The sequence below is a fragment of the Roseobacter sp. YIN89 genome (assembly GCF_057219365.1).
This window is the reverse complement of the sequence record NZ_JBXVVD010000004.1, coordinates 77,317-92,291: the sequence shown is the minus strand read 5'-3', so window position 1 is coordinate 92,291 and position 14,975 is coordinate 77,317. Positions and strand designations below refer to the sequence as shown.

The window sequence follows — 14,975 nt, the reverse complement described above, 5'->3', positions numbered from 1 at the left end:
CAGAAGACGGCGCGCCGAAATAAATTCAGCACGCGCTCAAGACTTACCTCGTGAAATCACGTTAAGCACCATACGAGACTGTTTGCAAACCAGATTCACGGAAACGGCGAGCAAACCGGGGTAATGTAGTCAAATAAGCAACACTTGCGTGCCGACCTTGGCCATTTCGTACAGTTCTTCGATATGTTGATTGTACAGGCCGATGCACCCGTTTGACGATTGTCGACCTATTTTGCGCGTATCATGCGTCCCGTGGATGCGATAATACGTCCAGCTCAGGTGCAAAGACCTTGTTCCCAAAGGATTATCCGGGCCTGGTGGAATATAGTCAGGCCATTCAGGGTTGCGCTGCAACATAGAAGGCGTCGGACGCCAATCAGGATTGGGGTCTTTCAGAATCACTCGGGTGCGGCCGCGCCTTGTAAGGTCTTCGGTCAGCGGAACGCTTGAGGGGTACAGTCTGTAGAAATCCCCTCCGTCTGCCCAATAATGCAGCACACGACTATCGATATCTACCAGAATGGCGCCGTTGCGCAGGTTCGAAAAGTAGGGCTGCCAGTCGAGCGTACGAAAGCTCGAGATGTTGCGCCGTACGTTCGTTGTCAGATCACGCTCACCTTGAGTGGTGGCCAGCGAATTGACGCCGTCAAAACCCTGCGACAGTGCAGGTGTCGCCAACATCGCGCCGGCCCCGGCCAGAAACGCGCGCCGTCCCTGCTGATGCGATTTCTTGTCGGACATTTATGCCTCCGTAGACCCTGAAAACGTTATTTAGCACAATGTATGGTTTGTGCGCATCATTCGCAAATCAAACAGATGTCATCACGCAGTTTCACGCCGAACTGAGTTTGAATTACCACGCGCGGCGGGTTAAGTGACCTAACCGATCCAGGAGTACGAAATGATCCGACTGATTTGCCTATGCTTTGCCGCAATTGCCCTGCTGACTGCTTGTGGGACGGGGCCGTCTTCTCAACTTGGGTCAGACGGTCGGCCTTTGCCAAAGGTATATCGAATCAGCGACAGAGATACTGCCAAGATCCAGTTCCGGATGCTTGATGCGGTCAATGCCCTGCGCGGTGCCTCAGCTCTGCCACAGCTTGAGCTGGACGCCCAACTGAATGCCGCCGCCGCCACGCATTCCCGCGATATGTCGATCCAAAACCGCCCCTGGCATTTCGGTTCTGACGGCTCTTCACCGATTCAGCGGGTGCAGCGGGTCGGCTTTCAGGGACGGCTCATTGGCGAAAACATCTCTGAAACATACGAATCAGAACTTGAAACGCTGGGCGCGTGGATGAACCAACCGGATACGCGGCGCATTATTCTGAACGCGAATGCCAACAAAATGGGATTCGCCTGGTTTCAGGAAAGCAACGGCAAGATATGGTGGACGCTGATCACCGGCAGCACCCTAACAGCATTACCTCCGGATAACGTCTGATAATCAGGCGTTTATCTGGATCAACGTCCCGTTTCGAACCATCGCGTAGACGTCTTCGATCTCGTTATTCTTGACCGCGATGCACCCCCAGGTCCAGTCACCCTTGCCCCGACGCAATCCGGATTTCTGGCCATGGATAAAAATATCTCCGCCCGCTGACTTCCCTTGCGACTGCGCAAAGGCGACATCAGCCGTATTCGGGTAAGAAATACCGATGGACAGGTGGAAATCACTGTTCGGGTTACGCCGGTCAATCCGGTAAAGTCCTTCAGGCGTCTTGCCGTCGCCTTCGAACTGCTTGTGACCAACGGGCGCAAATCCAAGTTGGATGTCGTAACTTTCCAACAGCGATTCGTGATGCAAAAGATGCATGCGACGTTGGCCTTTATTGACCACGACAAAGGTTACCTCGGGCCCGGTGTAACGCTTAAATTTCGGATCCGCACAAGCGCCCAGCGTCATGAGGGCTGCGGAGCCCATCAACAATTCACGTCGTTTCATGGCTTTGCCATCCTGCTTTTGTTTTTGCGACGTACTGCTCTTTCTACACCTCTAACATGTCAATGTGGTTAATCAAGCTCACAAAAACGTCAGTCTGGCGGGTTTTTATTAAGCTTTTCTTCGATGGCGACCAGCCGCGTCAGCACCTCGTCACGATAGGCATCGGTGACGGCGCCCGCTTCTTCCTGATGCGCATCCTGCATTGAGTTCACGATCAGACCGACCAACAGGTTCACGACAGCAAATGTCGTGACCATGATAAACGGCACGAAAAACGCCCAGGCATAGGGGTAAACCTCCATGACAGGGCGGACGATTCCCATCGACCAACTCTCTAGTGTCATGATCTGGAACAGCGTGTAGGCGCTCAGCGGCAGAGACCCGAACCATTCGGGAAAATTGGAAGAGAACAGCTTGGTCGCAATTACGGCACCGATATAAAAGATGATCGCCATCAAAAGAAACACGCTACCCATCCCCGGCAGCGCCGTGACGAATCCTTCGACAACGCGCCGCAGGCTTGGGGCGACGGAAATGACGCGCAGCACCCGCAATATGCGCAACGCACGCAAAACCGACATGCCCTGCGCGCCCGGTACAAGCGCCGCACCCACGATGACGACATCAAAGATATTCCATCCGTTTTTAAAGAACCGGCCGCCACGCGCAAAAAGCTTGAGCAGGATTTCAATAACGAAAAAGGTCAGACAGGCTTTATCAAGCGCAATGATCAACGGGCCCGCCCGTTCCATAATCCTTGGGGAAGTCTCCATTCCCAACAGAACCGCGTTGAACACGATCACTGCGACGACAAGGTTGGTCACCCACCGTTGGTCCAACCACACATCGATGCGTTGCCTCAGCGCCATTTCAATCTCCTGAACGATTTCAAGCCATATGGGTGGCAGACAGGCAGGCCACAAGCTCCACATGAGACGACCAGCGAAATTGGTCTACCACTTGCACCCAATCCAGCTCAAAGCCCGCAGCGGATAGCTGTGCCGCATCGCGTGCAAAGGTCACCGGATTGCACGAAACATAGGCAATGCGCGGTACTTTTGCCTGAACCAACTGCGCCACTTGCCCCTCGGCGCCGGCACGCGGCGGATCAAGCACCACCGCGTCGACGCCTTTGAACTCGTCCGGCAGCAAGGGTCGGCGAAACAGGTCGCGCGCTTCGGTCGTAACCAGCCTGACGCCGGTCGCATGGCGCCACCCCGCGTCCAAAGCGGAAAGCATCTCTGCATCTCCTTCCACCGCGTGGACCTCGGCACGGCAGGCCATCGGCAGCGTGAAGGTGCCGCAGCCGGCAAAAAGATCCACAATGCGGGTTGCGCCGGCAACAGCATCAGCAACAGCCTCTGTCAGAGTTGCTTGCCCGTGGGACGTGGCCTGCAAAAACGCACCGGGCGGCGGGGTGACCTGCGCGGGACCGAACACAAGAGACGGCGGTGCGCGCATTGCCACAACCTCTTCGCCCCATGTCAGCCGCGCCATGCCCATAGTCTCGCATATCTTGGCAAGCTGCTGGCGCAGCGGCCCGTCCAGTTCCTTGCCGTCGCGCACCGCAACATCAAGCCCTGCATCGCTTTGCGTTACCATCACCGACAAAGCCGTTTTGCGGCTGGCACCCGCTTGGGCCAGCGCAGCGGCCACTGCCTGCCCCTGTAACACTTCGCTGGTCACCAGTTGGCAATCGGGCACCGGAATAATCGCATCGGAACCACGCGCGTGAAAACCGACTGTTGCGCCCTTTTTGGTGCGTCTCGCGGCATAGCCTGCACGTCTGCGGCTTTGCGCAGGCGAGGTAGCAATGGGGCGGAAAACAGTCTCTAACCCGTGCGCATTCAATGCCTGACGCACGACATCTACTTTCCAGTCTGCGACGAAATCATCCGCAGCATGCTGAAGTTGACAGCCGCCGCACGACTTGAAGTGGCGGCACGGGGGCGCAACACGCGCGTCCGACGGTCTGAGGACGCGCATGTCGTGAAGTTGCTGACCTGCCAGCGTGCCGGTCACCACTTCGCCAGGCAAACTGCGTGGAACAAACACGGGCCCGTCCGCAATTCCGTCGCCGTGCAGCCCCAGTCTATTGATCGTGAATTCGCTCATGTCACGCATGTACGGTCTTGGGGCGCACGATAACAGCCCTATTCCGCCGCCTCCGTCCGGATAAAGCCGCCGGACTGCCGATCCCAATACTGCGCGTAAAGGCCACCCTTCGCCAATAGTTCGGCGTGCGATCCGTCTTCGACGACCTGTCCGGCTTCCATGACAATGATCCTGTCCATCTCGGTCAACGTGGACAAGCGGTGTGCAATGGCCAGAACCGTCTTGCCCTCCATCACCCGCTCAAGCGCATCCTGAATAGAGGCCTCAACCTCGCTGTCGAGCGCGCTGGTTGCTTCGTCCAAAACCAAAATGGGTGCGTCCTTCAGGATTGCACGCGCAAGCGCGATACGTTGACGCTGCCCACCAGACAGCTTCACACCGCGCTCACCCAGATGCGCATCATACCCTTTGCGCCCCGCGTGATCTTCCAGATCAACGATGAACGCATGCGCTTCTGCCTTGCGTGCAGCTGCCATCATCTCTTCTTCGGTCGCGTCGGGTCGCCCGTAGAGGATGTTGTCCCGCGCCGACCGGTTGAACATCGCGGTCTCTTGCGTGACCATCCCGATCTGCCGGCGCAAGCTTTCCTGAGTAACTTGTGTAATGTCCTGACCGTCGATGGTAATCGTGCCATTTTCTGCGTCGTAGAGACGCAAAAGCAGTGAAACCAGTGTCGATTTTCCTACCCCGGATGCACCGACAATGCCCAGCTTTTCACCGGGTGCAACGGTCAGCGAGATATTCTGCACGCCACCACTTTCACGCCCGTAGGCAAAGCCAACGTCTTTCAGCTCGATCCGTCCCTGAGGTACCGACAGCGCGGTTGCTCCCGGCGCATCTTCAACGCGGTTACGCGGTGTCAGTGTCCGGATACCGTCTTCAACCTCGCCGATGTTCGAGTAAATCGCCATCAACGTGAAACTGACCCAACCCGTCATCTGGGCAATCCGAATTGCAACGGCTCCCGCTGCAACGATGTCACCCTGACTTGCCTGACCCGCCTGCCACAACATCACGGTCCCACCTAGCAGAAGTACTGGCAGAACGCCTGCAAGCGTCATCAGCGCAAATCGAAACCCCGCCGCGAGATAGCCGAATTCTAATGCACGTTGGCGGAAACTTTCCATTGCGCCCAGCGCCGCACGGTCTTCGTGGTCGGCGTGGGCAAACAACTTGACGGTCTTAATATTGGTGATCGTGTCCACAACTTGGCCGGACACCATGGCACGCGCGCCCGCGCGGCCCGCTGATCTTTTGCGCACACGCGGCAGAAACCAGTTTATCATGGCAAAATAGGCAACCAGCCAAATCGCGAATCCCACAGCGACACGCCAATCGATTGCAAAGAGCAGCAGCACCGAACCGGCCAGAGACGCAAGCGCAAACGCCACCACGTTTATCACCTCTGACACGACGTCCGTGACCGCGCGGGCCGCCTGCATCTGCTTTTGTGCGATGCGTCCGGCGAAATCATCATCAAAGAAACCGACCGTCTGACCCAGTGTCCACCGATGCAGCCGCGACAAGACCAACGGGTTAACGTTAGGCTGAACGATAATGGCATTTGCGGAGGCCGACAGGCCAAAAAGCAAAGGCCGCGCGATCAAAAAGAACGCTACCGCCCCTGCGATGAGCGCGAGATTGCGGCCATCAAAAAAGGCCTCTGGGCCTGCAGCCGCAGTGGCATCGATAACCAAGCCGAGAATATAGGCCGTCCCCGCTTCCATCGCACCGGCAGCAGCGGAGAAAAACGCGGCAAGCCAAAGCGCAGGCCAAGACCCGGACAGGCACCACCGCATGAAAGCTCCCAGTGTTTGCGGCGGCGGTCCCTCGGCGCTACGAAAGGCATCAATCCATTCGGATATCTTCACGTTTGATCCTCGACCTGCAAAAAGCCCCCGGACTGGCGGGCCCAGAACTCTGCATATAGTCCGCCTTGCGCCAAAAGCGCGTCATGACTGCCGTCTTCGACGATGTTTCCTTTATCCAACACAAGGATACGATCCATATGCGCGATCGTGGAAAGCCGGTGCGCAATCGCAATCACCGTTTTACCTTCCATCATACCATAAAGCGTATCCTGAATGGCCGCCTCGACTTCGCTGTCGAGCGCCGAGGTCGCCTCGTCCAGTAAGAGGATCGGCGCATCTTTGAGGATGACCCGTGCAAGTGTAACGCGTTGCCGCTGCCCACCCGACAGTTTGACGCCACGCTCACCAACCTGTGCGTCGTATCCCTGACGACCTGCGGGGTCTTGCAGATCAAGGATGAATTCGTGCGCCTGCGCTTGCCGTGCCGCTGCAAAGATCTCGCTTTCGGTCGCTTCTGGCCGACCATAGAGAAGGTTGTCGCGCACCGAACGGTGCAGCAAAGAACTGTCCTGCTGCACCATACCGATGGACTGGCGCAGGCTGTCTTGCGTCACTTGCGTAATGTCTTGCCCGTCAATCAGGATGCGGCCCGCTTCGGGGTCGTAGAAACGCAAAAGCAGCTTTACCAGTGTCGATTTTCCCGCTCCGGACCGGCCGACCAGTCCGACTTTCTGGCCCGGTTCTATAACCAGATCGACATTGTCCAAACCACCGCTGGCGCGACCATAATGGTGGCTGAGACCCTGCATTTCGATCCTGCCTTGGGAAAGATGAAGCGGCTTGGCATCTTTCACATCCGTCAGAGCAATCGGCTGCGCTATGGTCTCCATGCCTTCGGCGACAACGCCCAGTTCACGAAAGAACGACGTGAGGGCCCACATGATCCATCCCGTCATCGCATTAAGACGCAGTGTCAACGCCGTCGCTGCGGCAACGACGCCAACACTCGCCGTTCCCTGCACCCACAGCGCAATGGCCCAACCCACTACACCTACGATCAGCACCCCGTTGAGGCAGACCAGCATCAGGTCCATCAGCGTAAAGATGCGCTGCTCGCGCATGAATGTCTTTCGCGTGTCCTCAATGGCCTCTTTGGCGTAATTCATCTCTTTGTCGTGGTGGGCGAACATTTTCACCGAGTGAATATTCGAATAGGCGTCCACAACGCGCCCGGTCACGACAGAGCGGGCATTGGACGACGCCTGGCTCGCCGGACCTACGCGCTTTACTGTCCAGTAGACCAACGAAAAGTACATAACAGACCACAAAGCAAGCGGCAGCAGCAGCCGCTCATCCGACGTCGCCAGCAGGATTGCCGCGCCAATCAAATATGCCAGAGAAAATGAAATGGCGTCGAACACCTGAAAGATCACCTCACCGGCAGCAGGCGGTGTTTGCATGATGCGATTGGCGATACGGCCCGCAAAGTCATTCTCGAACCAGCCAACCGACTGACCCAATACGTGGCGGTGCGCGCGCCACCGGATCAGCGCCGTGAAATTCGGGATGATTGTATTGTTAAGTAGCGCTACATCCAGAGCCTGAATTATCGGCCGGAACAGCAGAATGAATACCGCCACCGCGACCAACTCGGTACCGTAATCCTCCCAGACCCGTGCCGGATCGCCCTGCAACAGATCGACGACCCGCCCCATGTAATAGATCAACCAGATTTCAATGGCCGCGACGACGATGGACATTACAGCTGTAATGGCAAATACGCGCCGGAACGGTACGGCGTACTCTTGCAAGAACGGCCACAACCGCGTCGGCGGCACGTTTTTCTGCGGGTAGTCGCAATAGGGATCAATAAGATTTTCGAAGAAACGGAACATGGTACGGAGGCCTTGGATTTGACGTATTACGAAATGACCAGACGCCTCTCGGGCTGCCCGGTAGGATGTGGGTTATGCCAGCTTCAGCCGAACCAGATCCCGCGATACATTTCGTACACCTCCGTATTACGCGATTTCTCTAGCAGAGCCCGACCCGAGTTGTCGAGGATTTCAGCGCGCTTTCATCAAATCTTCACGAGACAAGCTGAAGTCAGAAGCAATCCATCGCTGCTCCATCTGGCGAAGCGCATCGCCCAGCGCTTTGCCGGATAATTCAGGCATCAGATCCTTTGCAGTCACGGGAAAGCGTGCGGCCGCCGCTTTTTCCAGTCGCGCATGTGTGTTGGGTTCCAATGGCTGACTGGCCATCGCGGCCCGCAAGATTGCCGCACCCAGACCAATTCTCACACCCTGACGGTACGCTACTTCAGCCAGCGGTACTGCCCCGTATCCATGCACCAGAAAAGCCTGCAACACCTGCGCATCAGCCCGGCTCAGGCGCAGCCTTTCAGTGGCATCTTGTCCCCCCAGAGACGCCAGTCGCAGCATGACATCCGCAACAAGACCTGATTGCGCTTCAAGGTGCACAACCGGACCCAACAGACTTGTGTCAGACCCCGGAAGGACGCGCATCAAGACGCCTGTCTGATCCATGGTGGCTATTGCACGACACGGATCCGGCGCAGCCAGCAGCCGCCGCATCTCTGCGCCGATGCGTTCTGCGGAAAGTGTCTCTAACCCGTCTGAATTGGCGGAAATTGCATCCAAGGCGTCGGGATCAAATCCTGCTTCAGGTGTGCTGATCCATGCGTGAAATCTGAAGTACCGCAAGATGCGCAGGTAATCCTCGCGAATGCGAGTGGCCGCATCGTCAATGAAACGGACCCGTCGCGCCCGGCAATCCGCCAAACCGCCCAGCGGATCGACGATTTTGCCATCGCCCGTTGCATAAAGGGCGTTCATCGTAAAATCGCGGCGCTTTGCGTCCTCGGTGATATCAGATGAAAACTGCACCACAGCACGACGTCCATCAGTCTGGACATCGGCTCGGAACGTTGTGACTTCAAAACCCTTGCCCGCGCTGACGACGGTGACGGTCCCGTGTTCAATACCGGTTGGTACCGCCTTGAGACCTGCCTCTTCGACAAGGCGTGTCACTTCTTCGGGGCGCGCATCAGATGCAAAATCCACGTCGCCGCCAGTCACGCCCAATATCGCATCCCGGACGCAACCACCGACATAATATATGCTTGCACCTCGCGCCGCGACGGCCCTGCAAACTGCCTGTGCCGCGGAATCCTCCAGCCAAAGCGTGCCGGATGGCACTTTTATTTCATCTGATCGGTCCATGCACGCAACATACGCGCAGTTGCCCCCCAGATGTAATAGGGGCCGTAGGGAACCGCAAAATAAGAGCGGCGCTGCCCACGCCAGCGACGCCCTTCAACGACGAAATTATCCTCGTCCAACACATGAGCCAGCGGTACGTCAAATACCTCATCGACTTCTCCGGGTTCCGGCGTGATCGTGAATGACCCGCGAACAAGCCCGATCACAGGGGTTACCAAGAACCCTGTGACCGTCTCGTGTGCGGGCAGTCTGCCGAGGATGTCCACCTGTTCCGACGGAAGTCCGATCTCCTCGCGCGCCTCGCGCAAAGCCGCCGCAGTGACATCGGGATCGGCCTCATCCTGTTTTCCACCCGGAAAGGCAATCTGGCCGGGGTGGTGTTTCAGGGCCGAGGATCGCTTGGTCAAAAGCAACCGCAGACCGTCAGGCGCTTCGATCACTGGCGCCAAAACGCCGGCAGGCCGTAGCTTGCGGCCCTGCGGCAGAACGGTTTCAGGGTTCAGATCAAAATCCGAAGAGGGGCGACCCGGGCGAGACAAAGCCGCCCGGATCTCTGCAACGTCATGCATCATCGCCGCCTTTTTCGGCCTCGAAGCCAACGGTTGCGGGATCGAGATCGTAATGCGCCCCGCAGAACTGGCAATCTGCCGTCACGCGACCGGCGTCTGTCGTCATTTTTTCGATGTCCCGCGCCGAGTAGATCGACAACGACTGCCGCACACGGTCTTCCGAACAGGTACAGCCAAATCGCACGGGTTGCGTCACAAAAACGCGCGGCTGTTCTTCGTGAAACAGCCTCAACAACAAGTCGTTCGGCGGCAAGGTAGGACCGATAAGTTCAATATCCTCGACGGTGTCGAGCAGGATATTCACCCGGTTCCAATTGTCCTTCTCGTCCCCGTGCACGATGTCGTCAGCCTGAAGCACTTCGCCTGTACCCTCGCCCTGAGCGACAAAAGGGGACGCTTTGGGCATGTGCTGAAGCATCACGCCACCTGCGCGCCAGTGCTCGGCGACCCCGGGTTCTGTCGACTTACCAAAACTCAGTGAAAACCGTGTCGGCAATTGCTCGGATTGCGCAAAATAGGCTTCGGCACAGTCAGACAGTGATTTGCCCGCCAAGGGCGTAATCCCCTGATACGGCGTCATACCCTTTCCCTGGTCAATCATGATGGCGAAGTACCCCTCGCCCACCTGATCGAACGGCGCCGCGTCGGTCAGCCGGTCTGCGTCATAGCTTGCATAGGCTCTGATACGGGCCACATCGCCCTCTGCTTCCGGGCCGTAGTAATCGGTGGCAATCATCCGAACGGCGCCCTTGCTTTGGACTTGCAACTGCAGTTTCCAACGCAATTTCACGGTCTGGCCGATCAGCGCTGTCAAAAGCGCCATTTCGGCCACCAGTGCCTCGACCTGAGGCGGGTAGTCGTGCTGACTGAGAATGCCGTTCAGCGCACCATCTAGACGGGCCACGCGACCGCGTATGTCGCTGGCATCGAGTTGAAATGGCAGGACAGTGTCATCCCACGCAATCTGTTGTCCGAGTGTCATCAGGGGTTTCCTTAGCCTTGGCCGCTTGGCATACCGCGTCCATATAAGCGTCTCAACCCCTATGAAAAGAGGACAGGCCAGAATGATACCACGTATCGGCCATGCACCAGATGCAACGCGCAAGTACACCGCACGCCCCGGTGCCTACGCGATTTTGCCTGTAAACGGGCAGGTTCTGCTCACCTTGCAGGTCGCGGACGCGCTCGACGTTCAACTTCCCGGCGGTGGTATTGATCCGGGCGAGAGCCCATTGCAAGCGCTCCACCGCGAGGTACTCGAAGAAACCGGATGGCGCATCACCGCGCCGCGCCGTATGGGCGCGTTTCGCCGGTTTGTCTTTATGCCGGAATATGATCTGTGGGCCGAGAAGATCTGCCATGTTTATGTGGCGCGGCCGGTTTTGCATATCGCCGACCCTATAGAAGCAGATCACGAGACACTTTTTGTAGCACCAAGAACGGCCGCAGAACTATTGGGTAATGACGGTGATCGCCTTTACCTCAGCCGTTACTTCGGCATCATATCGGGGTGATATTCAAAACAGATGCCTGAGATATCATCGGGGAAATCTGCCTGACCGGCAAACTCTCCCAGTCGCCAGATCAAAGCTTCGAGCATCGCTGGCCCCTTGATATCGCTCAGCTCGGCAAGCATCTCTTCCAAACCCTCTTCGCCAAGCATTGCTCCTTGTTCACCGGGGCATTCGGTAACGCCGTCGGAGAAGATGATCAGGCGGTCGCCCGCGTCAAGTTTGAGCGAAAATTGCGAAAAGCTGACGCCAGACATTAGCCCGACCGGAAACCCGCCGGTCCCGTCTTGCTCAAGCGTGCCGTCGCAGCGCTGCACCACCGGATGCGGATGCCCGGCCTGCCCGATCTCGACCGCGCCGGTTCGCAAATCGACATCGGCAAGCATGATGGTGAAGTACTGTTCCGTCTCCATCTCGTCGAGAACGAGTTCGTTGAGCGATTCGATCGCATCCGCAAGTGGACGCGACCGATATTCCCCGTCGGGGCCTTTTTCCAACGCGACATTCTGATGCAATGCTGTGCTTGACAGATATCCTGCCAGCCGCGCGGTCATCAGGGCAGAGCTGATCCCGTGGCCGGAAACATCCAGAGCAAACAGGCCCAGATGCCCGTCGCCCGCTGGATAATAGCCAACCAGATCCCCCCCGACATGCCCGCTTTACCGCAACAACAAAGACAGACTGCTGTTGCCAATTGACTTGTGCCGCTCGGGAACCAGCGATTGCTGCAATTGCTTGGCTTCCTGCAGGTCGTTGTCCAGCGAGTCATACAACCGCTGAAGTTCATCCAGCGTGTCGCCGATGACCTTATTCTTTTCAGTCAGCTGCCGTTGCATATCGATAATGCGCTCACCCGCGGTAATACGGGCGCGCATTTCATTGCCATCCACCGGCTTGGTAAGAAAATCATCCGCTCCTGAATCGAGACCTTCAGCCACCTCACGCTTTTCGCTCTTGGATGTCAGCAGAATGAAATAACCATAGGAGTCGTCCGTCAGGTTTTTGAACGCCTTGCAGAACTCGAGGCCCGTCAAGCCGGGCATCATCCAGTCGCTGATCACGAGTTCGGGCCGATCTTGCCGGCAAATTTCGAGCGCGGTTGCCCCATTGTCGGCTTCGATCACGTCGTAACCCCAGCGCTTTAGAGAACTTGAGAGAATTTTGCGCTGCAATCGACTGTCATCTACAACAAGCACCCGCCGCTGAGGTGCGGCGGTGACAGGTGGTATATCGGCCACTGTTTTCGGGGAAGGTTCGGTCATTCGGCCTCAAGAGAACTGCGTGTGGCCCACCTATATTCCGCTGAACATTAAAGCCGCGTGAAGCCTAAAATTGTCTTCTTTTTAATGCTACGCGAATACTCATTTTTAAGCGTTCCAGCCCCATAAACCTGCGTGTTGGGAGACCGGAAATGATCGATTGGAAACGAGTATCGGAGTTGCGCGAAGAAGTAGGCGCCGAAGATTTTGACGAGGTTGTCGAGCTGTTTTTGCTCGAAGTTGATGAAGAGATCGGGCAGTTGACCACGCAGATAGCGCCTCAGACACTTGCGGAAAAACTTCACTTTCTCAAAGGCAGCGCGCTTAGTTTGGGATTTGCAGAGTTTTCGCAAAGATGCGCAGCGGCCGAACAGGAAATGGCACAAACCGCAGACACCAGCGTGGATATAGACGGTATTATAGGCAGCTATAGCGCTTCGCGTTCTCAGTTCATTGCCGAATTGCCCGAACACATGGATGATCAAAGCAGTTTATAGATCGCTTCAGGCGGAGCGCTTCCAAAACTATCGACAGCTTTTTGCCGCAGGCGTCTCATCCCCGCGATCCAGGCATCGTGGTCCTGTGCGCGCATCTGCGCAAACTGCGCAACATCAGGATGCGGCAACACTCTGAACCTTCCCTCAGCAACTGCGGCAAGGATATGCACCGCCACATCATCCGCAGTGAGCAAATTTTCTGACTTTGAGGCGTCTTCGTCAGATAGACCGATCAGTCCCGTGGCAACGTATTGCGGGCACACCACGCTTACGCCAATACCATCTACACCATGGGTGATCGCAAGGCTTTCGGCAAAACTGACCGCCGCGTGCTTCGTTGCCGAATATGCCGCATCACCAATCTGATTCAGCAACCCTGCAGCCGAAGCTACATTGACAAACCAACCAGATCCACGGGCGACCATACCTGGCAGTACCGCATGCGCCATGTGCACATGCGCCATCACATTGACGCGCCAGCACTTCTCCCAGTCTGCCGTCGTACCAAGCGGTACGCTGCCACTGCTCAAAACACCCGCGTTAGAGACGCATATGTCAATGGCACCAAGCGTTTTTTCAACTTGCGTCACGGCATCCCCAAGTGCGACAGCGTCTCCCACGTCACAAATCAAAGACAGATCCGGAGTCGCGCAGGCAACCTGATCCAGCACCGCAACACGCGCACCTTTCGCCTTGCAGCGCGCGACCAGCGCCGCCCCGATGCCCTGCGCGCCGCCGGTGACAAGAACCACACGATTTTCCGGCGTCATTCCCATCAGATGACAAACTGCGCGAGGATTTCGTCATTGGTGATGTCAGAGTAGGTAAAACCCGCATCCTCAATTCGTTGGAACATCTCTTCAAAATTGTGCGGATCGTCTGTTTCTATGCCAATCAATACTGACCCGAAGTTTCGAGCCGATTTTTTCATGTACTCGAACCGGGTGATGTTGTCGTGCGCGCCAAGTGTTTGCAAAAAATCCTTCAGCGCGCCGGGACGCTGGGGCAACCGCAGGATCATGTATTTCTGCAATCCGGCATAGCGCTGCGCTCTTTCCTTGACCTCGGGCAATCGTTCAAAGTCGAAATTTCCGCCCGACGCAACACAAACAACCGTCTTGCCCTTGATGCTGTCCGCAATCTCGCCCAATGCCTCGATCGCCAGTGCGCCCGCCGGTTCCAGCACGATACCCTCGACATTCAGCATTTCGATAATCGTGCCGCAGATGCGATCTTCTGACAGATCAAGAACGTCTGACCGCTCAACCGACCGAAGCCGGTCAAAGGTGCGCGCGCCCAATTGAGCGACCGCTGCCCCGTCCACAAAGTTGTTGATCGGCGATACGTCAACGGGGTGCCCTTCTTCCAGCGCAGCGGCGAGGCTTTTGGCGCCCGAAGGCTCTACAAAGGTAAAATCGGTGTCTTGAGCAAAGTAACTCCGCGTGCCCGCTGACAGACCGCCGCCACCAACAGGCAGCACAATCCGGTCGGGAACGCGGCCTAACTGCTCTGCGATTTCAACAGCAACAGATGCCTGTCCTTCAATCACGTCTTCATCATCAAAAGGCGACAGAAAATGGGCGCCCTGTTCTTTGCAGAACAACTGCGCTTCACCAAGCGTTTGGTCAAAGTAATCCCCGATCAGGCGCACTTCGACATTATCACCGCCAAACATCTTGGTTTTCATTACCTTTTGCTCAGGCGTGGTGACAGGCATGAAAACGACGCCCTTTACGTGAAAGTGACGGCACATGAAGGCGACACCCTGAGCGTGATTTCCCGCACTGGCGCAAACGAATGTATCACGCGCCGGGATCACTTTGCGCATGGCATTAAAAGCGCCGCGTAATTTGTAAGAACGCACAGGGCTGAGGTCTTCGCGCTTGAGCCAGATGTCAGCCCCGTAGCGCTTGCTCAGCAGATCGTTGCGCAGCAGTGGCGTGGCTGGAAATACGTCACGCATTGCAGCAGTCGCTGCCTGCGCGGCGGTACGGAACTCTTCGGACATCACGATCCCTCTGAC

General features: G+C 56.8%; 14 protein-coding genes and 1 pseudogene. 3 read left to right on the top strand and 12 right to left on the bottom strand.

Features of this window, described 5'->3' with window-relative positions; translation table 11 throughout:
* Window positions 1–129 precede the first annotated feature (129 nt).
* A complete protein-coding gene (locus tag AC2D8V_RS16375; protein WP_484734660.1) occupies window positions 130–741 on the bottom strand; it encodes a L,D-transpeptidase in 612 nt (203 codons plus the stop codon).
* A gap of 160 nt (window positions 742–901) precedes the next feature.
* Between AC2D8V_RS16375 and dalA the strand changes: the two genes are divergently transcribed.
* On the top strand, window positions 902–1,444 hold the full coding sequence (gene dalA / locus AC2D8V_RS16370; RefSeq protein WP_484734659.1) for a divisome-associated lipoprotein DalA: 543 nt from the start codon (window positions 902–904) through the stop codon (window positions 1,442–1,444).
* Between the two features lie 3 nt (window positions 1,445–1,447).
* Here the strand turns inward: dalA and AC2D8V_RS16365 are convergent, their stop codons facing one another.
* From AC2D8V_RS16365 to hslO, 8 genes are all read right to left on the bottom strand, one after another.
* Complete coding sequence (locus AC2D8V_RS16365) at window positions 1,448–1,945, bottom strand: L,D-transpeptidase family protein (protein ID WP_484734658.1); 498 nt, start codon at window positions 1,943–1,945, stop codon at window positions 1,448–1,450.
* Window positions 1,946–2,034: 89 nt separating this feature from the next.
* Window positions 2,035–2,814 carry an ion transporter gene (locus tag AC2D8V_RS16360; RefSeq protein WP_484734657.1) on the bottom strand — a complete coding sequence of 260 codons (780 nt, stop codon included), beginning with the start codon at window positions 2,812–2,814 and terminating at the stop codon, window positions 2,035–2,037.
* Window positions 2,815–2,833: 19 nt separating this feature from the next.
* Window positions 2,834–4,060, bottom strand: a complete 1,227-nt coding sequence (locus tag AC2D8V_RS16355; RefSeq protein ID WP_484734656.1) for a class I SAM-dependent RNA methyltransferase — start codon at window positions 4,058–4,060, stop codon at window positions 2,834–2,836.
* 38 nt (window positions 4,061–4,098) lie between these two features.
* Window positions 4,099–5,931: an ABC transporter ATP-binding protein gene (locus AC2D8V_RS16350; RefSeq protein ID WP_484734655.1), complete on the bottom strand. Its 1,833-nt coding sequence runs from the start codon at window positions 5,929–5,931 to the stop codon at window positions 4,099–4,101.
* On the bottom strand, window positions 5,928–7,766 hold the full coding sequence (locus AC2D8V_RS16345) for an ABC transporter ATP-binding protein (protein WP_484734654.1): 1,839 nt from the start codon (window positions 7,764–7,766) through the stop codon (window positions 5,928–5,930). Before AC2D8V_RS16345 ends, AC2D8V_RS16350 begins: the two co-directional genes overlap by 4 nt.
* A gap of 171 nt (window positions 7,767–7,937) precedes the next feature.
* The gene (locus AC2D8V_RS16340; protein ID WP_484734653.1) at window positions 7,938–9,116 is read right to left on the bottom strand and encodes a CCA tRNA nucleotidyltransferase; all 1,179 of its coding nucleotides are present in this window, start codon (window positions 9,114–9,116) and stop codon (window positions 7,938–7,940) included.
* Entirely contained in the window at window positions 9,095–9,685 is a 591-nt protein-coding gene (locus AC2D8V_RS16335; protein ID WP_484734652.1) for a CoA pyrophosphatase, read from the bottom strand. Before AC2D8V_RS16335 ends, AC2D8V_RS16340 begins: the two co-directional genes overlap by 22 nt.
* Window positions 9,678–10,667 (bottom strand): Hsp33 family molecular chaperone HslO, encoded by a 990-nt coding sequence (hslO, locus tag AC2D8V_RS16330; RefSeq protein ID WP_484734651.1) that lies wholly within the window; start codon window positions 10,665–10,667, stop codon window positions 9,678–9,680. The genes AC2D8V_RS16335 and hslO overlap by 8 nt, the downstream gene beginning before the upstream one ends.
* 82 nt (window positions 10,668–10,749) lie before the next feature.
* Between hslO and AC2D8V_RS16325 the strand changes: the two genes are divergently transcribed.
* The gene (locus AC2D8V_RS16325) at window positions 10,750–11,199 is read left to right on the top strand and encodes an NUDIX domain-containing protein (RefSeq protein ID WP_484734650.1); all 450 of its coding nucleotides are present in this window, start codon (window positions 10,750–10,752) and stop codon (window positions 11,197–11,199) included.
* On the opposite strand, the pseudogene AC2D8V_RS16320 reads toward AC2D8V_RS16325, so the two are convergent.
* Window positions 11,175–12,458, bottom strand: a pseudogene (locus AC2D8V_RS16320) (PP2C family protein-serine/threonine phosphatase). The gene AC2D8V_RS16325 and the pseudogene AC2D8V_RS16320 overlap by 25 nt on opposite strands.
* Before the next feature lie 149 nt (window positions 12,459–12,607).
* Here AC2D8V_RS16320 and AC2D8V_RS16315 point away from each other — a divergent pair.
* A complete protein-coding gene (locus AC2D8V_RS16315) occupies window positions 12,608–12,952 on the top strand; it encodes an Hpt domain-containing protein (protein ID WP_484734649.1) in 345 nt (114 codons plus the stop codon).
* On the opposite strand, the gene AC2D8V_RS16310 is transcribed toward AC2D8V_RS16315, so the two are convergent.
* Window positions 12,937–13,722, bottom strand: coding sequence for an SDR family NAD(P)-dependent oxidoreductase (locus AC2D8V_RS16310; protein ID WP_484734648.1), 786 nt, complete (start codon window positions 13,720–13,722; stop codon window positions 12,937–12,939). The genes AC2D8V_RS16315 and AC2D8V_RS16310 overlap by 16 nt on opposite strands.
* A 5-nt stretch (window positions 13,723–13,727) precedes the next feature.
* Window positions 13,728–14,960 (bottom strand): threonine ammonia-lyase IlvA, encoded by a 1,233-nt coding sequence (gene ilvA, locus AC2D8V_RS16305; RefSeq protein WP_484734647.1) that lies wholly within the window; start codon window positions 14,958–14,960, stop codon window positions 13,728–13,730.
* Window positions 14,961–14,975 lie beyond the last annotated feature (15 nt).